At 66.2% G+C, this 19606-nt stretch carries 22 protein-coding genes and 1 pseudogene; 10 read left to right on the top strand and 13 right to left on the bottom strand.

Annotation, left to right across the window (positions count from 1 at the left end; genetic code table 11):
- The first annotated feature begins 48 nt into the window (after positions 1-48).
- Positions 49-837, top strand: coding sequence for an SIR2 family NAD-dependent protein deacylase (locus ACJYUO_RS09265; protein ID WP_494345088.1), 789 nt, complete (start codon positions 49-51; stop codon positions 835-837).
- Between the two features lie 106 nt (positions 838-943).
- On the opposite strand, the gene ACJYUO_RS09260 is transcribed toward ACJYUO_RS09265, so the two are convergent.
- From ACJYUO_RS09260 to ACJYUO_RS09240, 5 genes are all read right to left on the bottom strand, one after another.
- Positions 944-1645 (bottom strand): phosphoglycerol geranylgeranyltransferase, encoded by a 702-nt coding sequence (locus ACJYUO_RS09260; RefSeq protein ID WP_494345087.1) that lies wholly within the window; start codon positions 1643-1645, stop codon positions 944-946.
- Between the two features lie 195 nt (positions 1646-1840).
- On the bottom strand, positions 1841-2014 hold the full coding sequence (locus ACJYUO_RS09255) for a hypothetical protein (RefSeq protein ID WP_494345086.1): 174 nt from the start codon (positions 2012-2014) through the stop codon (positions 1841-1843).
- A gap of 132 nt (positions 2015-2146) precedes the next feature.
- On the bottom strand, positions 2147-3337 hold the full coding sequence (locus ACJYUO_RS09250; RefSeq protein WP_494345085.1) for a threonine synthase: 1191 nt from the start codon (positions 3335-3337) through the stop codon (positions 2147-2149).
- 173 nt (positions 3338-3510) lie between these two features.
- On the bottom strand, positions 3511-3687 hold the full coding sequence (locus tag ACJYUO_RS09245) for a 50S ribosomal protein L37e (protein WP_006186041.1): 177 nt from the start codon (positions 3685-3687) through the stop codon (positions 3511-3513).
- Positions 3684-3911, bottom strand: coding sequence for an LSM domain-containing protein (locus tag ACJYUO_RS09240; RefSeq protein ID WP_494345084.1), 228 nt, complete (start codon positions 3909-3911; stop codon positions 3684-3686). The genes ACJYUO_RS09245 and ACJYUO_RS09240 overlap by 4 nt, the downstream gene beginning before the upstream one ends.
- A 237-nt stretch (positions 3912-4148) precedes the next feature.
- On the opposite strand from ACJYUO_RS09240, the gene ACJYUO_RS09235 reads away from it, so the two are divergent.
- On the top strand, positions 4149-4463 hold the full coding sequence (locus tag ACJYUO_RS09235) for a hypothetical protein (protein ID WP_494345083.1): 315 nt from the start codon (positions 4149-4151) through the stop codon (positions 4461-4463).
- A gap of 65 nt (positions 4464-4528) precedes the next feature.
- Positions 4529-5485 carry a zinc-dependent metalloprotease gene (locus ACJYUO_RS09230; protein WP_494345082.1) on the top strand — a complete coding sequence of 319 codons (957 nt, stop codon included), beginning with the start codon at positions 4529-4531 and terminating at the stop codon, positions 5483-5485.
- A gap of 251 nt (positions 5486-5736) precedes the next feature.
- Here ACJYUO_RS09230 and ACJYUO_RS09225 read toward each other — a convergent pair whose 3' ends face one another.
- The 3 genes from ACJYUO_RS09225 to ACJYUO_RS09215 form a co-directional block, all read right to left on the bottom strand.
- Positions 5737-5961, bottom strand: coding sequence for a DUF8527 family protein (locus ACJYUO_RS09225; protein WP_494345081.1), 225 nt, complete (start codon positions 5959-5961; stop codon positions 5737-5739).
- Positions 5958-6356, bottom strand: a complete 399-nt coding sequence (locus ACJYUO_RS09220; RefSeq protein WP_494345080.1) for a nuclear transport factor 2 family protein — start codon at positions 6354-6356, stop codon at positions 5958-5960. Before ACJYUO_RS09220 ends, ACJYUO_RS09225 begins: the two co-directional genes overlap by 4 nt.
- Before the next feature lie 467 nt (positions 6357-6823).
- Positions 6824-7375 carry a hypothetical protein gene (locus ACJYUO_RS09215; protein ID WP_494345079.1) on the bottom strand — a complete coding sequence of 184 codons (552 nt, stop codon included), beginning with the start codon at positions 7373-7375 and terminating at the stop codon, positions 6824-6826.
- Between the two features lie 145 nt (positions 7376-7520).
- Here ACJYUO_RS09215 and ACJYUO_RS09210 point away from each other — a divergent pair, with 145 nt between their 5' ends.
- Positions 7521-7775 carry a hypothetical protein gene (locus tag ACJYUO_RS09210; protein WP_494345078.1) on the top strand — a complete coding sequence of 85 codons (255 nt, stop codon included), beginning with the start codon at positions 7521-7523 and terminating at the stop codon, positions 7773-7775.
- On the opposite strand, the gene ACJYUO_RS09205 is transcribed toward ACJYUO_RS09210, so the two are convergent.
- Positions 7772-8347 carry an SPW repeat protein gene (locus ACJYUO_RS09205; RefSeq protein ID WP_494345077.1) on the bottom strand — a complete coding sequence of 192 codons (576 nt, stop codon included), beginning with the start codon at positions 8345-8347 and terminating at the stop codon, positions 7772-7774. The two genes, ACJYUO_RS09210 and ACJYUO_RS09205, sit on opposite strands and share 4 nt — an antisense overlap.
- Before the next feature lie 220 nt (positions 8348-8567).
- Between ACJYUO_RS09205 and ACJYUO_RS09200 the strand changes: the two genes are divergently transcribed.
- The 3 genes and pseudogenes from ACJYUO_RS09200 (at position 8568) to ACJYUO_RS09190 (ending at position 13165) form a co-directional block, all read left to right on the top strand.
- Positions 8568-11303, top strand: a complete 2736-nt coding sequence (locus tag ACJYUO_RS09200; protein WP_494345076.1) for an AAA domain-containing protein — start codon at positions 8568-8570, stop codon at positions 11301-11303.
- 135 nt (positions 11304-11438) lie between these two features.
- Positions 11439-11762, top strand: a pseudogene (locus ACJYUO_RS09195) (hypothetical protein); the annotation flags it as partial.
- 233 nt (positions 11763-11995) lie between these two features.
- Entirely contained in the window at positions 11996-13165 is a 1170-nt protein-coding gene (locus ACJYUO_RS09190) for a zinc-dependent alcohol dehydrogenase (RefSeq protein WP_494345075.1), read from the top strand.
- Between the two features lie 76 nt (positions 13166-13241).
- On the opposite strand, the gene ACJYUO_RS09185 is transcribed toward ACJYUO_RS09190, so the two are convergent.
- Complete coding sequence (locus tag ACJYUO_RS09185; protein ID WP_494345074.1) at positions 13242-13439, bottom strand: hypothetical protein; 198 nt, start codon at positions 13437-13439, stop codon at positions 13242-13244.
- A gap of 107 nt (positions 13440-13546) precedes the next feature.
- Between ACJYUO_RS09185 and ACJYUO_RS09180 the strand changes: the two genes are divergently transcribed.
- Complete coding sequence (locus tag ACJYUO_RS09180; RefSeq protein ID WP_494345073.1) at positions 13547-14719, top strand: ion channel; 1173 nt, start codon at positions 13547-13549, stop codon at positions 14717-14719.
- Here the strand turns inward: ACJYUO_RS09180 and ACJYUO_RS09175 are convergent.
- Both ACJYUO_RS09175 and ACJYUO_RS09170 read right to left on the bottom strand, forming a co-directional pair.
- Positions 14683-15708 (bottom strand): AIR synthase family protein, encoded by a 1026-nt coding sequence (locus ACJYUO_RS09175; protein ID WP_494345072.1) that lies wholly within the window; start codon positions 15706-15708, stop codon positions 14683-14685. The genes ACJYUO_RS09180 and ACJYUO_RS09175 overlap by 37 nt on opposite strands.
- Before the next feature lie 134 nt (positions 15709-15842).
- Positions 15843-16844 carry a TIGR04024 family LLM class F420-dependent oxidoreductase gene (locus ACJYUO_RS09170; protein ID WP_494345071.1) on the bottom strand — a complete coding sequence of 334 codons (1002 nt, stop codon included), beginning with the start codon at positions 16842-16844 and terminating at the stop codon, positions 15843-15845.
- A 315-nt stretch (positions 16845-17159) separates the two neighbouring features.
- Here ACJYUO_RS09170 and ACJYUO_RS09165 point away from each other — a divergent pair, with 315 nt between their 5' ends.
- Positions 17160-17564 carry a carboxymuconolactone decarboxylase family protein gene (locus ACJYUO_RS09165; RefSeq protein ID WP_494345070.1) on the top strand — a complete coding sequence of 135 codons (405 nt, stop codon included), beginning with the start codon at positions 17160-17162 and terminating at the stop codon, positions 17562-17564.
- A gap of 152 nt (positions 17565-17716) precedes the next feature.
- On the opposite strand, the gene ACJYUO_RS09160 is transcribed toward ACJYUO_RS09165, so the two are convergent.
- Positions 17717-18493 (bottom strand): SDR family NAD(P)-dependent oxidoreductase, encoded by a 777-nt coding sequence (locus ACJYUO_RS09160; protein WP_494345069.1) that lies wholly within the window; start codon positions 18491-18493, stop codon positions 17717-17719.
- Positions 18494-18783: 290 nt separating this feature from the next.
- Between ACJYUO_RS09160 and ACJYUO_RS09155 the strand changes: the two genes are divergently transcribed.
- Positions 18784-19524, top strand: coding sequence for an HAD family hydrolase (locus tag ACJYUO_RS09155; RefSeq protein WP_494345068.1), 741 nt, complete (start codon positions 18784-18786; stop codon positions 19522-19524).
- Positions 19525-19606 lie beyond the last annotated feature (82 nt).

Raw genomic sequence — 19606 nt, 5'->3', positions numbered from 1 at the left:
CGCGTCGCCGTCCGCGGCTTTTTGGGTCCCGCGGCGGTCTCGGTCGGTATGGACGACCTCGAGCGACTCGCAGACGAGGTACGGGACGCGGAGACGGTCGTCGCCTTCACCGGCGCGGGCATCTCCGCGCCCTCGGGCGTGCCGACGTTCCGCGGCGACGACGGCGTCTGGGAGCGATTCGACGAGGGACAGTTCGCCTACGGCCGCTTGCAGCGCGATCCGGCGGGGTTCTGGGCGGATCGCGTCGATCTCCAGCGGGAGCTGTTCGACGGCGAGTTCGAACCCAACGCGGCCCACGAGGCCCTGGCCGAGATGGGCCGGGACGGCGACCTCGCGGCGATTCTTACCCAGAACACCGATGGGTTACACGGCGAGGCGGCCGCGTCGGTCCGCGATGGGGAGACCAACGGTGAGAACGCCGGTGAGGCGACGGTTCTCGAACTCCACGGCAATTCCCAGCGAGTCCGCTGTACCGACTGCGGGAAGCGCCGGGACGGCGAGCGGATCTTCGAGCGCGCGGCCGAGGGAGAACTGCCGCCGACCTGTGACTGCGGCGGCGTCTTCAAGCCCGATGTCGTCCTCTTCGGTGAGCAGCTTCCGGGTGCCGTTCTCCAGCGCTCCCGGTCGCTCGCGCGCGAAAGCGATGTCTTCCTCGCGATCGGCTCCTCGCTCGTCGTCGAACCGGCCGCCTCGCTGCCGCGACTCGCCGCGTCGACCGGTGCGACGGTGGGGATCGTCAACCTCGAGTCGACGCCGTGTGACGACATCGCCGACATCGTCTCTCGGGAGGACGTGACGGACGCGCTGCCGCGGCTGCGAGCGCTCGTCGCCGAGTAGCGGTCGTTGCCGCGTTGCTCTCGTCTCCACGCCGCTCGAGTGTGCATGCTGTCGGAATGCGGCCGAATCGAAGTGGTAGAAAAGCGGAACAGTACGTTCGACCGCGTCAGGCGTCGTTGGCCGCCGCGACGGTCTCGCGGACCGCCTCGATTCCCTCGTCGTGTGCGAGGTCGCCGACGACGATGACGTCTGCGTACTGGGCCATCGAGTACGCGGAGTCGTAATCGTGGATGCCGCCACCGTAGAACAGCGTCGACTCGTCGGTGGCTTCGGCAGCGGCCTCGACGACCGCCTCGTCGCCGAGGGTGCCGGAGTACTCGACGTAGACGATTTCCTGGCCGAACATGTGCTCGGCGACGGTTGCGTACGCGCCGACGTCGTCTGCGCCGAGGTCGCAGTTCGCCTCGGTCAGTTCCGCCACGTCGGCTTCGGGGTTCATGACGATGTAGGCCTCCGTCGTCGTCCGATCCCAGTCGAGTTCGCCCTCGAGTCGGACCCACTCCTTGTGGGCCTCGGTGATCCAGAACGGCGAGCCAGCGTTGAAAACCGTCGGGATGAGGTACCCGTCGAGCGCGTCGTCCTCGAGGACGACCTCGGGGTTCGACGGTTCTTGATAGAGCGCCACATCGTGTTCGGCACACGCCTCGATGACAGCGCTCATGTTCTCCTCGGTGATGCCCATGGTGCCGCCGACTTCGATCGCGTCGGTGCCGGTCGCACAGAGATCGCCGTAGGTCACGCCCTCGGGTAACTCCTTGTCCGGATCGATCTTGAGAATATGATTCCACTCGTCCCAGGGGGTAGTCATACCGCCCCGTTTCCCGACAACCAGCAAAAACGCTACGGAACGGCCCCGTCTCGAGGTTTGCTCGCCCGAAATGCCGTCCGGTTCGGACTTGAGCGCCAGCGCGGCGGTCTGACCGCTGCCGAATTCGGCCGCGGCCGGCCGGTTCGGGCGGTCGGTCGACGCGCGACCGGAACGCCCGCAGCGATCCGCGTGCCGTTACAGTTGTTCGGCGCTGACGGCCCGGAGCGCGGTGTCGTTCTCGACTTCCCAGATCCGCAGTACGAGGTGGGCCTTACAGTAGTATTCGGCGGTCTCGAGGCCAGTCCGCCCGTTCTCGAGGACGAGCTGGCAGGTGTCCCCGTTCGAACACTCTGGTGAATGTTCACACATTGGTACTCGTCGGATCTACTCGGCTCGCAGTCAAGACGTTGTCGGTGAAAGCGTTCGGTCTCGCTGGGCGGCATGGACCCCTGCTATCGGTTCGGACGGCTGTCTTCGGGTGTACTACCCGGTGTTTTCCCCTCAGACGCCCTGACTCATCAGGTGGCTGCGCAACACGTCGGCCTCCTTGTTGCCGGAGCCGGTGTTGACGATGACGACCGTCTCGTCGCCGTCGAACGTGCCGCGCTCGGCGAGTTCCCACGCCCCGCTGGCCGCCGCCGCCGCGCTCGGGATGAGTTCAAGCCCCGTCGACTTCGCGACCTGCACGGCGGACTCGAGGATGTCCGGATCGTCGGTCGCGACCGCGCCGCCGCCGGTTTCGCGGATCGCGTCGAGAACCTGCGGGCTCGCAGCGGGGTCCGGGATCTCGAGTTCGCCACAGATCGTGTCGGGGTGGTCGACGGGGTCGTGTTCCTCGCGGTCGTCCTCGAACGCCTCGACGATGGGCGCACAGCCTGACGCCTGCGCGGCGTAGAGGGCCGGTAGTTCGTCGATCAGATCGAGTTCCCGCAGCTCCCGTGCCCCCTTGGCGAGCCCCACGAGCCCGGTCCCCGCCCCCGTCGGATAGGCGATCACGTCGGGACCGTCCCACTCGAGTTGCTCGGCGATTTCGTAGGCTATCGTCTTCGCGCCCTCGTGGCGGTAGGGCGTGTCGACGGCCCGGAGCGAGTACCAGTCGTCGTGTTCGTCGAGCCCTTCCTCGAACGCGCCGGCGGCGTCGCCGTAGCGGCCCCCGACGACGTTCATGTCCCCGCCGTGGACGTTGACCATGGCCTTGTTCGTAAAGCCGGATCGGGAGGGAAGATACGCGTGGGAGTCGAGTCCCGCGCGAGCCGCGTAGGCCGCAACGGCCTGCCCGCTGTTGCCCGGCGAGGGGAGGGCGACGTCGGTCGCACCGTCCCGGGCGGCCGCGGTGACGGCCACCGATGCGCCGCGGTCCGTACTCGAGCCCGTCGGGTTCCGGCCCTCGTCTTTGATGAAGACGCGCTCGACGCCGAGTTCGTCGGCCAGCTCCGGGCAGTCGACCAGCGGAGTCGCGCCCTCGTTCGTCGTCACCGCCGACTCGCGATCGAAGGGGAGCAGTTCGGCGTAGCGCCACTGCGAGTCGAACGGCCGAGCGGCCAGCGTCTCGCGATCGAGATCGATCGCGTCGTAGTCGTAGGTCGGATCGAGCGACCCGCCACAGTCCGGACACCGCTGGGACGCGGCGGCGTCGACGATCGCCCCGCAGTCGACACACTCGAGGCCGGCGAAGGCGTCTGTCGTTTCCATACGCGACCCTTCGCGGCGTCGAACTAAGGGCTGTCCATCGGCGGCTCGCGCCCAGCAGTCCGGGCCGCTGTGAGCAGTGATCGAGGCTGGCCGATGGACAGTCCGGGAGTCGAAAAGTAGGTACTACGCGAAAACTCGAGAAACCGGCAGAATCGAACAGAAGACCGAAGCGTTCAGTTGTCGCCGGTTTTCGACTGCCACTCGTAGCCGCGGCGTTTGGCGGACTTGCCGAAGCCACACGACGAGCACTCTTTCTTTTTCGTGTGATAGGATTTCTCTCCGCAGCGACGACACTTCGTGTGCGTCGTCTTATTCTTCTTTCCTTGGCTCGGGGTTCCTGCACCAGTCATGGAGTGATCGAAACGACGTTATCGCCGCGTATAATGGTTGTGTCTTCGACCGGCGTCTCCGCTTCGACGCCGCCCTCGACGGGAATCGTCACGTCCTCGAGCACCAGATTCATGTGTTGATCGTAGCCGGCGAGGTCGCCGACGTACTCGTCGCCACTCTTGAGTCGCACCGAAACGCGTTCGCCGAGCGACGCCTCGAGGACGTCCAGCGGTCGTCCACTCATACGCAACACCGCAGGTGATGGACACTTAATCGTACCGGTCCGAGGCCGTTTCAATCGGACGTGTGACGGTAGCTCGGCCCGTGACCGATTCTGACACGGAACGACATCGCCCTCCCGCGATTTCGGAGCCCGTAACGGCGAACGCTCGAGACGGCCGCCGCCGTAACGTGTCGCTACACACGTCAATACCGTAGACCTAACCAAACGGCTAAGTGTGCACTCGTTGAGCGTCCGCCCATGGGAGACAAGAAATTCACCCTCGTAGAGTTACACATCGACGGCGAGACGCAGTTCGGGCTCGGATCGATCGGCAAGGCGCTGCCGATCGAGAGCACGGAGTCGGATGCAGACCGCGAGACCGAGAGCCAGACGGAACCCGACGCGGGCGCGGCCGCAGACGACGAGTCCGGCGGCACGGGTAAAAGCGCCGTCGGCGCGCTGGTCGCGCTGGTCGTCCTCGTCGGCATCGCGGCCGCCGCCAAGCGGTTCCGCGGCGACGACGAGGAAGCCGAACTCGAGCCCGAGGACGAACCGGACGTCATCGTCAACTGACCCGGCTGTCGCACCGAACTGGACCGAGCCGAACGCTTTTGCGCGTCCTTCCCGTACCGATAGCCGTGAATCTCTATCGCAGCGCCCGGGCGGTTGCCGGGGCGTCCGGTGACGACGCGATCGACTGGCGGTCGGCCGCCGACGCCGCCAAGGCGGCGACCGACCCCGGCTCGCTCGATCTCGAGCCCGGGGAGCGCGAGGCCTACGCCAGCGACGTTCGGGACGCGAGGGCCGCGGTACGGGCCGTTTCGGGAGCCGAGTTCGACGTCCCAGAGACCGTCGAGATCCAGAACCGCCACCACTGGATCGACGCCAACGTCGCCACCTTCGAGCGGGTCATGGGCACGCTCGAGACCCACACCGGCACGTTCCCCGGCGTCGCCCGGACGATCAACACGGGGACGATGACCGTCCTGCTCTCATTCCTCGGGCGGAACGTCCTCGGACAGTACGACCCGCTCTTGCTCGCCGACACGCCCGCGAACGACCACGCACTGTACTTCGTCCGCCCGAACATCCTCAACGCCGCGGCGAAACTCGACGTCGACGCTGACCGATTCCGTCGCTGGATCGCCTTCCACGAGGTGACTCACGCCGCCGAGTTCGGGGCCGCGCCGTGGCTCTCGGACCACCTCGAGTCCCGCATGGAAGACGGGATCGCGACGCTCTCGGAGGGGTCGTTCGACCGCGAGGCGTTCCGCGATCTCGACGCCGCGATGACCGTCGTCGAGGGTTACGCCGAACTCCTGATGGACCACGCCTTCGACGAGGAGTACGAGGATCTGCGCCGCAAACTCGACGAGCGCCGGCAGGGTCGCGGACCGCTCCAAAAGCTCTTCCGCCGGCTGCTCGGCCTCGGGCTCAAAGAGCGCCAGTACGAGCGCGGGAAGAACTTCTTCGAACACGTCGTCGCCGTCCGCGACCTCGAGACGGCGAGTCTCGTCTGGGAGCAACCCGAGAACCTTCCCAGCCACGACGAACTCGACGCGCCGGGGACGTGGATCCAGCGCGTCGACCGCTAAATCGGTCTGTTCTCGAGAATTTATCGCTCGTGCGGGTCATTTTCCGACTCGAAGGTTCGATCGAGGGAGACTGGCACGGGAGGAGACGAGCGTCCTGCGATCGCGGTAACAGGGAATCGCCACGTCCTCCCCAGCCGATTCGTTCGTTCCTTTCAGTCACTCACTCATCCCTCGCGCAGGTTTAGACCACGACTCGCTAGCCGCTCGTCGCGGTCCAGCGCGCGCCACTGCTGTGGACTGGAGCAGTTTTCTCAGTCGGTGGTAATCCAAATCAGGTACCAGAGCAACGCGCCACCGGCGACGCTCCCGCCAACGATCGCCGCACCGATCACCGCCAGTGAGGCGTCGTTCTGGAACGCGATCAGGCCGCCCGACAGTCCGACCAGTAGCACGAAAACGGCTTTGAGCTGCCCGGAACCAGCAGGTGCCTCGCTCGAGCGCGAGGAGCCCCGACCCGGGCCGCGACCGCGGCTCATAGCTCGTGTGGAGCGCTGACGTGCATCGTCGCGAACCGCCAGTCGCTCGCGCTCGAATCGTCGTCCGATCGCGGGACCAGCGTGGCGCTCCAGCGGCTGTCGAATCGATGCCGCTCACCGCTCTCGGTGTCCGTCCACGCCATCCCGACCTCGTCGGCAACCGTCGCGAACGTCGCTCGTTCCTCGACGACGAGATTGCGGCTCTCGATCGTCCAGTCGTCGGTCGTTTCCGTCTGTTCCTCGAGGGCTGTGGCGACCTCGCTACCCCCGAACAGGGACTCGCTGATACCGAACTTGACTGTCGACTCGTCCGCGAGGAAGAAGGGGACGAGCGGGTCGCCGGCTCGGAGTGCGTTATAGTAGTCGCGGACGACGGCTTCGGCGTGGTCGCTCATATGGAGTCTGTCGGGGTCCGGTTGCAAAGACCCACCGGACAGTCGCAGGCGCACTCGAGTTACTCGATCGAGAAGGTCCGTCCCCTCGTCGAGCGTCGGAACGCCACGCAAGTATTCGCGAACGGAGTGAGCGATTTGCTACGAGAGAGCGCTGCTCTCTCGGCATCAAGCGAAGTCGAAGACTTCGCGGACCTCGCGAATCTCAGATTCGCTCAGTCACGAAAGAGCGCTGAGCGCTCTTTCGAACGACACCGCCGGAGCGGGGCAACGCCCCGCGGAGGCGGCCTTTTCCATCGAAGTCCACGAGAGCTCCGCTCTCGCGGGCCCATCAGAAATCTTCGATTTCTGAGGACGGTTTTTGCGCCCACCGAGGGACGCTTTGCGTCCCTCGAGCCGTGCGAGCGGGCCTTCGGCCCGCGAGCAGAGAAGGGGCGCCTGTGGCGAACCCGAGGCGTAAAAACTTCGGTTCACATGAAACCGCGGTCGACCTCGTCGGTCTCGATCAGGTCCTCGAGTTCCGCGTTCAGCAACTCGTCGGCCTCGTCGAAGCGCTCGGCGAGGTCCTCGAGTTCGTCGGGGCGGTCGTACTGGTCGTACTCCATCGGCCCGAAGGCGGGGCTCTCCATGGCCTCCATTACGTCGTCAAACAGGTCCTGGGGCCGGGTCGGCGCGTCGGCGTGGGTCTCGAGGACGGTCTCGAGGCGCTTGCCGACCGTCTCGGCCTGGTCTTCGTCTTCGGGCGGGGACTGAACCGCGAAGCGTCCGCCCGAGTCCCGTTCGGGCATGAACGAGCCGATCTCGTCGTCGAGGCTGCGGGCGACTCGCGTGCCGACGCCGCGAACCTCGAAGGGGTTCTTCGCGTACGTTTTCAGGAAGAAGACGCCGGCCCGGGGATGTGCGAGGTACATGTCTTCGCCGACGCCGCCGGCACGGTCACCGGCGACCGCGCGCCAGTCCTCCGGATCGACGTTCCGCTCCGTGACATCTTCGAGTACGTCCTGCCACTCGCGAATCCGCATGGGTGGCGGTTAGACCGCGGGCAGAATGAACGTATCGATTGGATCGAAAGCCGCTGTAAGTGGACTTTCACGGCTCGAAACACCGGATTAGAACCAAAAGGAATACCATGGCTCCCCCGTCAGGGAACGTAACCAGCGCTTTCCCATGTCCGTCCGCCAACCACTCTCGCTCGTCGAACTGTTTCGCGCGACGCCGGCCAAAAGCTCGCTGTTGACGCTCGCACCGCTTGCGCTGGCGCTCGGCCAGGTATGCAATAGTTACGTCAACGGCGTCTCGCCGGCCGTCTCGATCGCCTTCGCCTGCATCATGGTCGGGTTCGCCGTCGTCGCGATGGGTCACCACGCTGCCGAACACCGCGTCCGCCGACTCGAGACCGAGTACGGGCCCGAGCGGTCCTAAGCGTCCGGGCCGGGTTCGGTCGCAACGGTCCGCGCGTCGCGGGCCTCGTAGGCGTTGTACCCCGCGAGTCCGGCGATCAAGAGCCCGGTCGCGAGGGTACTCCAGAAGAGACCGCCGGTCATCTCGAGTAGCGCGGCCGAGACGATCAGCCAGATTCCGAGGACGGCGATCAGCGACGCGATGCCGGTACTGAGCGGGACGTCGTTTGCCACCCGGTAGTAGTTGTAGCCGGCGGCGGCGAGGACGACGAGCCCGACCAGCACGTTGTTCCACAGCGGTGCTGCGGCGGTCTCGAAGATCACCACCGAGAGTGCGACCCACGCGCCGAGGACGGCGACGAGCAGGCTGACGACGGAAGTCTTGCGCCGTCGCTCCTCGCTTGCGACCTGCGTCGACTCGTCGCGCGGATCGCGCCCGCCGGCGCGTTCCCCGTCCCCGACGCCGGTTCCCGAGTCGATGTCGGCGGACGCCTCCTCCGGCCGATTGACCGGGCCGTCGTCTCCGCTGCCGGCGTCGGTTCGGTTCCCCGGCTCGTCTCTCGTCCGGCGATCGTCGCCGTTCGGGTCACTCATAGCACCGAGCGTAGGATTCGGGATCCCAAAAGCGGCGCGCCCGTTCCAGTCACGGCGGCGACGCGAGGGACACTGAGAGCGGTCGTAATCGCGTTTTACCGGGCTCGGGCATCGAGACGGACTGACTCGAAACGAGCGATCGGACGAACACGGATAGCCTGCGAGGCGCTGCAGTACTGCGACCGATAGCGTTTTTGATCGCTCGCTCGTGACGGTAGCTGTGCACGTACGCGGAACCGTCGCGGACGAGGTCGAGGTGCGGTCGGTGTCGACGAGCTACGGCGAGAGCGACCTCGCGGAGGTCCCGATCCGGCTCGCGACCGACGGCGACGAGCCCGCCGACGCCGCGCCAACACGCAGCGACGGCGGGACAGCGGCCGTCGCGGACGGCCGCGAGATGATGACGGTGACGCTCTGGAACAAGTGGACCGAGTCGGCCGAGTTGCTCGAGCCCGGGATGGAATTGCTCGTGACGAACGCAAAAGAAGAGGAGTATCAGGGCGAGTTGCAGTACGCGACGACCGGCGAGTCCTACGTCGTCGTCGAGCCATCCTTCCTCGTCAGCGTCACCTCGATCCGCAACTGGGTGGAGTGTCCCCGGCTCTACTACCTGAACAAGCTCTCCGGGGTCCCGCTGAACTACCCCGTCGTGAAAGGGACCCTCGTCCACGAGGTGTTCGGCGACCTGCTCCGGGGGCGCGATCTCGAGGAATCCATCGACGCCCGCGTCGATGAGCGAGGCCTCCAGTTGGGGCTGCTAGGCGAGACCCCCGAGGCCGTCAAAGAGGAGATCCGGGAGAACGCTAAAGCGATCGAGGGCTGGCTCGAGCAAGGGAGGCTGACGGAGGAAGATAGCTGGCGTTCCGAGCAGTTGCTCATCAGCGAGACGTTCGGGATTCGTGGCCGGGCCGACGCCGTTCGGCGGGGTGCGCCGGTCGAGCTCAAGACCGGCAAGAACCTCAAGAAGGAGCCGCGGTTCAAGGACAAGGTTCAGGCCGCCTGCTACGCGCTCTTGCTCGAGGAACACGGCGGCGACGTCGACATCGGGACGCTGCTCTACACGAAGAACTCGGCGCTGGACCGCAACGAGGAGACCGGAGATCTGACCCCTGCAAAGGAGTTCTCGATGGGCGACGGACTCCTGAAGTACGTCGTCCGTCTCCGGAACGAGATCGCGGCAAAGGAGATGAGTGGCGAGATTCCGACGGGGTACGAAGCCGACGCGAAGTGCGAGTACTGCTTCGAGCAGGACACCTGCATGGTCGTCTCCGGACGACTCGATCAGGAGTCCAAGGCCGGTCAGATCGGCCAATCCCTCCCCGACGAGGAACTCGAGTACTTCGATCGCTTCTATCGGGCGATCGAGGAGGAGCGCCGCGAGGTCCACCGCGAGTACGCCAAACTCTGGGAACAGACCGCCGAGGAGCGGGCCGACGACGACCGCGCGCTGATCGACCTCGAGTTCGTCGAAAAGCGGCCCCTCGAGGGCGGCCGGTGGGAGCTCAGCGCACACAATACGGGCGGTGCGAACTCGAAGCTCCGGGAGGGTGATCTGGTGCTGGCCAGCGACGGCGACCCCGTCCGCGGGAACTCCGAACTCGCTCGAATCGAGCGATTGGATGACGAGATCGTGATCACGGCCGACGAGCCGGTCGAGGTCACCCGGCTTGACGTCTACCCCTCCGAACTGACGACCGACCGCCTGCTCGTCGCGATGCACGACGCGCTCCTGAAAGGCGACGAGCGGCGCAAGGACGTCCTGTTCGGGCGTGCAGAGCCCGAGTTCAGCGAGATCGATGAGACGTTCATCGGTAACAACGACCGCCAGAACGAGGCCGTGACGAAGGCCGTCGGTGCCGAAGACTGCGCGCTGATCCACGGCCCGCCGGGCACCGGCAAGACCTACACCATCGCTCGCGCCATCCGCGCGATGGTCGAACGCGGCGAGCGCGTTCTACTGTCGGCCTTTACGAATCGCGCCGTGGACAACGCCTTAGAGGCCTTACTCGAGCAACTCGAGGGCGTGATCGATGAGGATCGCGTGGTTCGGGTCGGCTCCGAGAGCGGGATCCGCGACGACATGGAGCCCTACCGCCTCGAGCGGGCCGGCGACCCCGAGGACCGCGTCGCGAAGTTACAGAACGCGCAGGTGGTCGCGGCGACGACGTCGACCTGCGGCTCGCGGATCATGAAAGAACAGCAGTTCGACGCGGCGCTGGTCGACGAGGCCGCCCAGCTCACGGAGCCGGGGACCTGCGCGGCGATCAATTTGGCCGAGCGGTTCGTCCTCGTGGGCGACCACGAGCAGCTCCCGCCGGTCGTCCGGGCCGAGAACGACCTCACCGAGTCGCTGTTCGAGCGGCTCGTCGATCTCCACCCCGAGGCCGGCGTGATGCTCGATCGGCAGTACCGAATGAACCAGCGCATTCAGGTCTTCGCCTCGACCGAGTTCTACGACGGCCAGCTTCGGCCGGCGACGCCCGAGGTCGCGAGCCGGAATCTGGACGACCTCGAGGGCGTCTCCCGCGACGGGCTTCCCGAGACACTGCAAGATCCCGTCTCCTTCGTCGATGTCGAGGGCGACCGGAGCCAGTACACCGACAGCGAGGAGGCCACACGGATCGCCGAACTGATCGAAACGTACGAGGCCGCCGGGCTCGAGCGGTCCGAAATCGGCGTCATCGCCCCCTTCCGAGCGCAGGTCTCGGAGATCTCGACCCACGTCCCCGACGACGTGGCCGTCGACACCGTCGACCGCTTTCAGGGCTCGAGCCAGGAGGTCATCATCGTCTCCTTTACCGCGACCGGCTCGCTCGAGGGGCCGATCTTCGAGGACTACCGGCGGATCAACGTCGCCCTGACGCGGCCAAAGCGCGCGCTGGTGCTCGTTGGCGACTCGTCGGCGTTGGCGTCCGATCCCGTCTACAAGCGGATGCTCGAGTGGGCGCGGCAGTAGCGGGCTAGTCGGGCGATCGCCCCCACCGGCGCTCGCGGTAGATGAGTGACAGCGACACCGTGAGATTTAGGTATCGAACCTATTCCGACAGACTGCGTAATCACAAAGGACTGTCCAGTGATCTCATATGACACGGAAAAACACCTCCTCGAGAGCGAACGCGAGGGGTACGGCTTCCCCAGCGGGCACGCGTTCGCGGCGGTCGTCGTCTACGGCGGCCTCGTCTCGGCGTTCGATCGGACACGGGAGCCGCGGGCGCTGCTCGCGGCCGGCGTGTTGGTCACGCTCGTCGTCCTCGGTGGATCGTTCGTGGCCGCCGTTCAAACGCTCGAATCGGCCGTCGCGCCGATCGAACCGCTTCTCGCGGTGCTGTATGCGATCCTCGTCGCGGGTATCTTCGCCGTCCCAGCCGCAGTGGGTCGGCTCGAGATCGGCGCGCTCGAGTCCCGACGGTCGTGATCTGGTAGCTGCTCGAGCCGAAAACACCGACAGCATTTGGAGTCACCGACAGGAAGGCGACCCCCACATGTGTCTCCAGAACTGTGTAAATATCAACAGGTGTCGTTGCAAAAGCAGGGGCTATCTTTAGTGCGTTATTTCGTGTGGCATAGTCCCGAGGATTCGACAATGGACGGCACTCTCGCGGCTAAATCAGTCGAATCGACGCGAACCGAGAACGACGGGAGGGACCAATGAGAGCGCTCACTTGGCACGGCGAACAGGACGTTCGCATCGACGACGTTCCCGAGCCCGAGATCGTCAATCCGACCGACGCAATCATCGAGGTTACGGCGACCGCCATCTGCGGCTCCGACCTTCACCTTTACAACGGCTACATGCCCGGCATGCGGGAGGGCGACGTGCTCGGCCACGAGCCGATGGGCGAGGTGATCGAGGTCGGCAGCGAGGTCGAGACCCTCGAGGTTGGCGACCGCGTCGTCGTCCCCTTTACGATCAGCTGTGGCTCGTGTTGGTTCTGCGAGAACGAGCTGTACTCGCTCTGTGATAACTCGAACCCGAACGCCGAGATGGCGAGTAAAATGATGGGGCACTCGCCGGCCGGCCTACTCGGTTTCTCCCATATGCTGGGCGGCTACGCCGGCGGGCAGGCGGAGTACCTGCGGGTACCCTACGCCGACGTCGGGCCGATCACAATCGAGTCCGACCTGCCGGACGAGCAGGTGCTGTTCCTCTCGGACATCTTCCCGACGGGGTATATGGCCGCCGAGAACGCGGACATCGAGGAAAACGACACGGTCGCGGTCTGGGGCTGTGGACCCGTCGGGCAGTTCGCCATCCAGAGCGCGTGGATGCTCGGCGCGGACCGGGTGATTGCCATCGACCGCGTCCCGGAGCGACTCGAGATGGCGATGGACCACGGAAACGCGGAGATAATCGATTTCGAGAACGACGATGTCTACGACCGCCTGATGGACATGACCGGCGGACGCGGACCGGATCGCTGTATCGATGCGGTCGGAACGGAGGCACACGGGACCGGCGTCACCGGCATCGCCGACCAAGCGAAACAGGAGGCGCGACTCGAGGACGACCGGCCCCACGTGCTCCGGCAGGCGATCAAGTGCTGCCGGAAGGGCGGCACACTCTCGGTCCCCGGCGTCTACCTCGGCCGCTCGGATAACCTCCCGTTCGGATCGGTGATGAACAAGGCCCTGACGATCAAGACCGGCCAGACCCACGTCCAGCGCTATCTGAACCCGCTCCTGGACAAAATCGAGGGTGGCGAGATCGACCCCTCCTTTGTCATCACCCATCAGGTAGGACTCGAGGACGGCCCGGCGATGTACGAGACGTTCAACAACAAAGAGGACGACTGCATCAAGGTGGTCATGACGCCCTGAACTCGAGGGACCGTTCCGCCGCTCGCACGTTTCGTCGCCGCACTCGGCCAGCCGACCGCCGAACCGACACCGCCGGCTACGCCGACGTGTAATCCACCCGCCCTTCCTCCTCGCTCATCCGAATCCAGTACAGGCGGGTGTACGGCAGGTGGATGAAGCTCCCGTCCTCGAGTCTGAGGCGAACGCCCTGTACCTTCCCCGAGTCGGTGATGTTTTCTGCTGCCACCTCCTCGGACGCCGTTCCGTCCGGGCCTTCGTACGCGATTTTCGCCATGATCCTCGGTGAACCCCGCTGTCAATAAGTCCCGAGCGTGCGAATTCGTGCAGCCAGACGGCGGGTTTCGACCGGGGGTTTACCGCCGTCGACGGCGTGGAATCACTATGTTCGAGTGGTTTCACGCTCGCCGACCGGCCGGCCGGCTCGCGATTTGGGCCGTCGCCGTCGTCGCGCTCGCCTCGATCGCGACCGGGATCGGCGCGATCCTCACGCAACCGGGCCTCGAGGCCGACGGGGCCCTCGGCGTGGTCCAGTCCGTCGCGGCGTTCAGCGGTTCGATCGTCGGCTTCGCCCTGCTCGTTACCGCGTGGGGGATGCGCCGGGGCTACCGGCTGGCGTTCGTCGCTGCCGTCGTCCTCGTCGTCATGGCCGGTGTCCACGGAATCGCCCAGTTCCGAGCGCTGTCCGCCCCGCTCGTCGTCCTCTCGATCGGCGGTCTCGTCGTTCTCGTCGCGACGAGCCCCCGGTTCACGCGCTCGAGTTCCCTCGACGCGACACAGGTCGGCGCGCTGCTGTCGATCGTCGGCGTCTTCTGTTACGGAACCGCCGGCGCGTACGCGCTCAGGGCCCAGTTCGACGGTGTCGAGACCATCGTCGACGCGATCTATTTCACCGTCGTGACCGCGAGCACGGTCGGCTACGGCGACGTGCACGCGGCCACCGAGACGGGGCGTCTGTTCGCGATTTCGCTCGTCGTTCTCGGGCCGGCGACGCTGGCCGCCACGGTCGGCAGCCTGTTCGGCCCCGCGGTCGAGGCACATCTAAAGCGAACTGGTCGCCGCGCAACGGCCCATCTCGATTCCGACGGAGCCGTGGTCGAAGACGGACTCGAGACGAACGCCCGAATCGTCGTGTTCGGGTTCGACGAGACGATCGCGCCGGTCGCCGAGGAACTCGCGTCCCGCGGCTCAGTCGCCGTCGTCACGAACCGGGAAATCGGGCGGCTACCGTCCGGCGTCGACGCAATCAGCGGCGATCCGACGACTGACGACGCGCTCGAGCGGGCCGGCCTCGAGACGTGTAACGCGGTCCTCGTCGGAGCCGGGACGGACACCGCGATCGACGCGGACGCGGTGATCGCCGCGGTGCGATCGCGTACCGACACCAGAATCGTGGCCGTCGCGGCTGGCGGACGATCCGAGTTCCGCGAGCGTGTCGGGGCGGACGCGGTCGTCGATCCGGAACGGGTTCTCGTCGAGGCGACCATCGGCGCGTTGCTCGAGGCGGACGGAGTCGCGGCTCACTCCGCCGCGTCGGCCGCCTCCCAGAGTGGGTAGAGGTCGTCCTCGATCGGGCCGGTGATCGACTCGCCGTCGAGGCTGAATTCGGGGCCGCCGCCGAGATCCCGCACGGTGCCGATTTCGGCGGCCTCGAGGCCGGCGTCGTCGAGTGCCGCGAGACAGTCGTCGATCGCGTCGCCGGGGACGGTCGCGAGCAGCGCCCCGGAGCCGAAGATCCGCAGCGGGTCGACGCCCGCGGCCTCGCACAGCGCTGCAGTCTCCTCGCGGATCGGGACAGCGTCGCGATCCACCTCGAGCCGAACCTTCGATGCGCGGGCGACTTCGAGCAGGCCGGCCGCGACGCCGCCCTCGGTGGGGTCGTGCATCGCCGTCGAGTACTCCCGGACGATCCGAGCCTCCGGGACGACGCTGATCTCCTCGAGGAAGCCTTCGGCGCGCTCGCAGATTTCGGGATCGACCGCGAGATCGTCGCCGAAGTCGGCCGCGAGAATGGCCGATCCCTCGATGCCTGCGGCCTTGGTGAGGATCACGGCGTCGCCGGGCTCCGCGCCGCCGGTCGGGACGAAGCGCTCGGTCTGTCCCATCGCCGTCAGCGAGAGGATCGGGCGCTCGAGTTGGTCGACGTACTCCGAGTGGCCGCCGACGATCGACGCGCCGATCTCCCGGGCGGCGGCGTCGAGGTCCTGAGAGATTTCCTCGAGGAGCGAGCTACCGTCGTCGCCGTCTCCGTTGGCCTCACCCGCCTCTCCGGGGAGTAAGACAACGGCCGTCAGCCAGCGCGGGTCGGCCCCCGAGACGGCGACGTCGTTCGACGCGACGGCGACGCCGAGGGTACCGACCTGCGAGGCGGCGAGCGAGATCGGATCGGAACTGACCACGAGCGTGCCGTCGCCGTCGGGCCAGTCGATCGCAGCGGCGTCCTCGCCGTCCGCGGGCCCCTGTCGTATCGTCTCGTCCGCTTCGGCCGCACCCGTCCGCTCGAAGACGTGTGCGAGCAGTTCGTCCGGACTCACCTTGCCGGGCATACTACGAACTGGGAGGATGGGCGGTTTGTAGCTGTCGGAGAACCGTCGCTCGGAGCGGACGAGAACCGGTAGAGGGCAGTTCTCTACGGGTCCCGACGCCCTGTGGCTCTACCCCGAACGATCTCGAGGGGCGTTCAGGCGTCGGGTGCGACCGCATCCATCGTCTGGCGGACCTGCTCTTCGCTCGCGCCACGCGGGAAGCTGACTGCGATGGCGTCGAGGCCGTCGACTGCCTCGTAGGCCTCGAGTTGCTCGCGGGCGGTCTCACGATCGCCGACCGCACAGAGGTCGTCGAGGATGACCTCATCGACCAGTTCGAGAGCGTGCTCGCGGTCGCCATCCTGCCAGGAATCGTAGATCTCCGTGGCCTCGTCGTAGCCCTGGCGCTCGAGGGCGTCGCGGTAGAACGTCCCCATCCCGCCGACGTAGAAGCCGATGTGCTGGCGGGCGAGTGCGCGGGCCTCGGCCGGATCGTCCAGCACACAGCAGGTAACGCCGGCGGTGACCTGGACATCGTCGGGGTCGCGGTTGCCGAGGTCGGCACCGCGCTCGATGTCTCCGATGCGTTCGGCCATCCCCTCGGGGGTGAGCATGATGCCGTGCCAGCCGTCGGCAAAGCGGCCCGCGAGTTCGACGGCTTTGGGTCCCATGCCGGTGACCTCGATCGGCGGCGGGGTCTCGGGCGGATCACAGCGCAGGCGGAACCCGGACAGGTCGAAATCCTCACCGTCGTAGTCGACGGTTTCGCCCGACAGCACCTGCCGGACGATATCGACTGTCTCGCGGGTTCGCCGGAGCGGATTGCCGTACTCGACGCCGTGCCAGTTCTCGATCACGACGGGCCCACTCGGGCCGAGCCCGAGCCGGAATCGTCCGTCCGAGAGCTCCTGAAGCGTCGCCGCCGTCTGGCCCAGCACGGCCGGCGTCCGCGAGTAGGTGTTCAGGATGCTCGAGCCGATATCGATCGACTCCGTGCGTTCGGCCATCGCTGAGAGGACGGTGACACCGTCCCGGCCCCACGTTTCGGGGAGCCACGCGCAGTCGTAGCCGCCCGCTTCGGCCGTCTGAGCGTAGTCGACGATCGACTCGATCGTCGGCTGTGCGGCGACTGGCAAGTGGACATCTCTGTCAGTCATCGTCGGACACAGACGGAACGCGGCCTTTTGGATGTATGGGAACCGGTGGCGTGATGACGGGCGTTTACATGGACTCTCGGCGGGTGGCGAGCCGCTTCCGTCGAGACGAATCGGCCGAGAGACGAACGAGCGGAGCGAGATCGGCTCCGTCCAGAAGTTATCGTGAAAGTTGTAAAATATACCCATTCTGCTATCAAATGACTGTGTGATAGTTTCACTTCGGTGCGGATCGTGAAACCCTACGGATCTCCGATCGGTGGCCGACTGCCGGGTCCGGTCCGGATATCGAACGAGGGATCCATAGGAGGGTCAGCAATGGTAACAACTGAAACGCGAGCGGAGATCGAGGAGTATCTCGGACGGGTTCCGAGCTGGATCGACGCGCTTCCGGAGCAAGCCGCGGACAACAGCTGGAAGACCGTCCGCGATCTCCAGTTAGGGGAGACGGAACTCGAGGGGCGAGAGAAGGCTCTCGTCGGCCTCGGAGCGGCGGCAGCGATCCAGTGTCCGTACTGTGTCCACTTCCATAGGGAGGAGGCGAAACTCGAGGAGGCGACGGACGAGCAGCTATCCGAGGCGGTCGCGATCGCGAGCGACGTCCGATACTTCTCGACGGTACTCCACGGGGCGGAAGTCGAGTACGATGACTTCGTTTCCGAGACCGCGGAGATCGTCACGCACGTCAAAGACCAGCAGACTGCGGCACCGAGCGACGACTGAACGATCGGACAGTTGATCGCGATATTTTTCCAGTGGCCGTTCGAGTGACACCGTTTGTACTCTCGGTTCGTCCGTTTACGACTGCACCGCCGGCGTCTGTGCTCGGTGAACGGGTGACGTGGCGCAACCGTGGTTGCCGACCGGCCGCGGTCTCAGATCTCGCGGTCTTCGCTGATCTGGGGGACCCCCTGGGCCGTGACCGTCTCGCCGACGATGTACGACGACGCGGGGCTGGCGAGGAACTGCGTGAGATCGGCGATTTCCTCGACGGTGCCGATTCGGCGCGCGACTTCCTCGCGATCGATGTTGTCCGCGGAGACGCCCATCTGGCTCTCGACGCCCGGCGTCGCGACGAAGCCCGGTGCGATGCAGTTGACGCGGACGTCGTCGTCGGCCCACTCGTAAGAGAGCGTCGTCGTCAGGTTGATCACCGCCGCCTTGGCCGCGCCGTAGGGGCTCATCAGGGGCGAGCCGCGCTGGCCGGCCACGCTGGCGAGGTTGATCACCGCGCCGCCGCCGTCCTTGAGGTACTCCGCGGCGGCGTGGGTGCAGTGATAGGTGCCGTTGATGTTGATATCGATGATCGTCTCCCAGCCGTTCGGCGAGATGTCGTCGAAGTCGGCCATGAAGGAGGCCCCGGCGTTGTTGACCAGCACGTCCAGCCCGCCGAACTCCTCGACGGTGGCCTCGACGAGCGCCTCGACGGCGTCGCGGTCGGTCACGTCGCACTCGACGGCCAGCGCGCGGCCCGGCCTGTCGCTCTCGTTGATGCCCTCGGCGACCGGATCGACGTTGTCCTGCTCGCGCGAGCAGACGACGACGTCGACGCCGTCGTCTGCGAACCGCTCCGCGATCGACTTCCCGATCCCGCTCGAGGAGCCGGTGACGATGGCGACGTCGCCATCGACGCTGAACTGGTCGGTACTCATGAGCGATCACCTGCAACCGCGATCGGCGTTCGAACTCTTACCATTGTTAGTCCCACTACCCTATTCGTAGCAACTGTTAATAAAGATGGGCATAGATACCGTACCGGTAAGTGAATGGCAAGCGATGACACAGATACTCACGCGACGGCGTCGGCCGAACGCTCGCCGCCGCGGGGAGTCAGAGATCTCATGACCGGACACACGCTCGAATGCGACTCGAAGCGGGGACTCGAGAGCGACGGTGGTGGGATAGACGTGGCCGATCGATCGACGGTTCGAGGGGACGACCGATGAGCGCGACCGAGCCGGAAACCGGCGGTCCCGACGAGTGGGAGGCGGTCTTCTGGGACATCGGCGGCGTGATCCTCGCACTCGAGTCGGTACAGGGCGCACACGCCGAGTTCGTCGCGGACCTGTGTGAGCGCCACGCGGTCGACGCGACGGTCGAAGAGGCCGTCGACACGTGGCGGACGGCGGTCGGAGAGTACTTCCGCGAGCGCGACGGGACCGAGTTCCGCTCCGCGCGGGACGGCTATCACCGCGGCGTCGAGGCGATCGTCGGCGAGGAAGTCCCGCGCGAGGAGTGGCAGCCCCGATTCGACGAGGTCGTTCGCTCGTCGATCGAGCCGGTTCCGGGTGCCGTCGAGACGATCGAACGTCTCGCCGACCGGGACCTCCACCTCGGCGTCATCAGCGACGTCGACGACGCGGAAGGCAGGACGATGCTCGAGCGGTTCGGCGTCCGCGACCGTTTCGATTCGATCACCACGTCGGAGGCGGTCGGCCGGACTAAACCCGATCCGGCGATGTTCGAGACGGCGCTCGAGACGGCCGGCGTCGATCCCGAGCGGTCGTTGATGTTCGGCGATCGCTACGAACACGACATCAAGGGGGCCGCCGAGGCGGGAATGCACGGGGTCGCGTTCGGAGCCGACGACGGCCCGGCGGTCGCCTACCGGATCGAATCGCCGGACGAGGTACTCGAGATCGTCGACGGCGATGGACAGCGCTCGCCGGACGGCGAAACGTAGTCCAGCGACGGCAGAGGCGACCGTGACGAGACCGGTTGCGAGCGGTTCCGTGGATCAGGACCGGTTCGGGACCTGTAGACAC

The organism is Natrinema sp. CRL1 (assembly GCF_059162405.1).
The sequence above is the reverse complement of the archived record's forward strand: the minus strand, read 5'-3'. Positions and strand labels throughout refer to the sequence as shown.

Coding starts and splice junctions, on each gene's coding strand:
- ACJYUO_RS09265 (WP_494345088.1), top strand. CDS start 49: ATGGACGACCTCGAGCGACTCGCAGACGAGGTACGGGACGCGGAGACG.
- ACJYUO_RS09260 (WP_494345087.1), bottom strand. CDS start 1,645: ATGACTACCCCCTGGGACGAGTGGAATCATATTCTCAAGATCGATCCG.
- ACJYUO_RS09255 (WP_494345086.1), bottom strand. CDS start 2,014: ATGTGTGAACATTCACCAGAGTGTTCGAACGGGGACACCTGCCAGCTC.
- ACJYUO_RS09250 (WP_494345085.1), bottom strand. CDS start 3,337: ATGGAAACGACAGACGCCTTCGCCGGCCTCGAGTGTGTCGACTGCGGG.
- ACJYUO_RS09245 (WP_006186041.1), bottom strand. CDS start 3,687: ATGACTGGTGCAGGAACCCCGAGCCAAGGAAAGAAGAATAAGACGACG.
- ACJYUO_RS09240 (WP_494345084.1), bottom strand. CDS start 3,911: ATGAGTGGACGACCGCTGGACGTCCTCGAGGCGTCGCTCGGCGAACGC.
- ACJYUO_RS09235 (WP_494345083.1), top strand. CDS start 4,149: ATGGGAGACAAGAAATTCACCCTCGTAGAGTTACACATCGACGGCGAG.
- ACJYUO_RS09225 (WP_494345081.1), bottom strand. CDS start 5,961: ATGAGCCGCGGTCGCGGCCCGGGTCGGGGCTCCTCGCGCTCGAGCGAG.
- ACJYUO_RS09220 (WP_494345080.1), bottom strand. CDS start 6,356: ATGAGCGACCACGCCGAAGCCGTCGTCCGCGACTACTATAACGCACTC.
- ACJYUO_RS09215 (WP_494345079.1), bottom strand. CDS start 7,375: ATGCGGATTCGCGAGTGGCAGGACGTACTCGAAGATGTCACGGAGCGG.
- ACJYUO_RS09210 (WP_494345078.1), top strand. CDS start 7,521: ATGTCCGTCCGCCAACCACTCTCGCTCGTCGAACTGTTTCGCGCGACG.
- ACJYUO_RS09205 (WP_494345077.1), bottom strand. CDS start 8,347: ATGAGTGACCCGAACGGCGACGATCGCCGGACGAGAGACGAGCCGGGG.
- ACJYUO_RS09190 (WP_494345075.1), top strand. CDS start 11,996: ATGAGAGCGCTCACTTGGCACGGCGAACAGGACGTTCGCATCGACGAC.
- ACJYUO_RS09185 (WP_494345074.1), bottom strand. CDS start 13,439: ATGGCGAAAATCGCGTACGAAGGCCCGGACGGAACGGCGTCCGAGGAG.
- ACJYUO_RS09180 (WP_494345073.1), top strand. CDS start 13,547: ATGTTCGAGTGGTTTCACGCTCGCCGACCGGCCGGCCGGCTCGCGATT.
- ACJYUO_RS09175 (WP_494345072.1), bottom strand. CDS start 15,708: ATGCCCGGCAAGGTGAGTCCGGACGAACTGCTCGCACACGTCTTCGAG.
- ACJYUO_RS09170 (WP_494345071.1), bottom strand. CDS start 16,844: ATGACTGACAGAGATGTCCACTTGCCAGTCGCCGCACAGCCGACGATC.
- ACJYUO_RS09165 (WP_494345070.1), top strand. CDS start 17,160: ATGGTAACAACTGAAACGCGAGCGGAGATCGAGGAGTATCTCGGACGG.
- ACJYUO_RS09160 (WP_494345069.1), bottom strand. CDS start 18,493: ATGAGTACCGACCAGTTCAGCGTCGATGGCGACGTCGCCATCGTCACC.
- ACJYUO_RS09155 (WP_494345068.1), top strand. CDS start 18,784: ATGAGCGCGACCGAGCCGGAAACCGGCGGTCCCGACGAGTGGGAGGCG.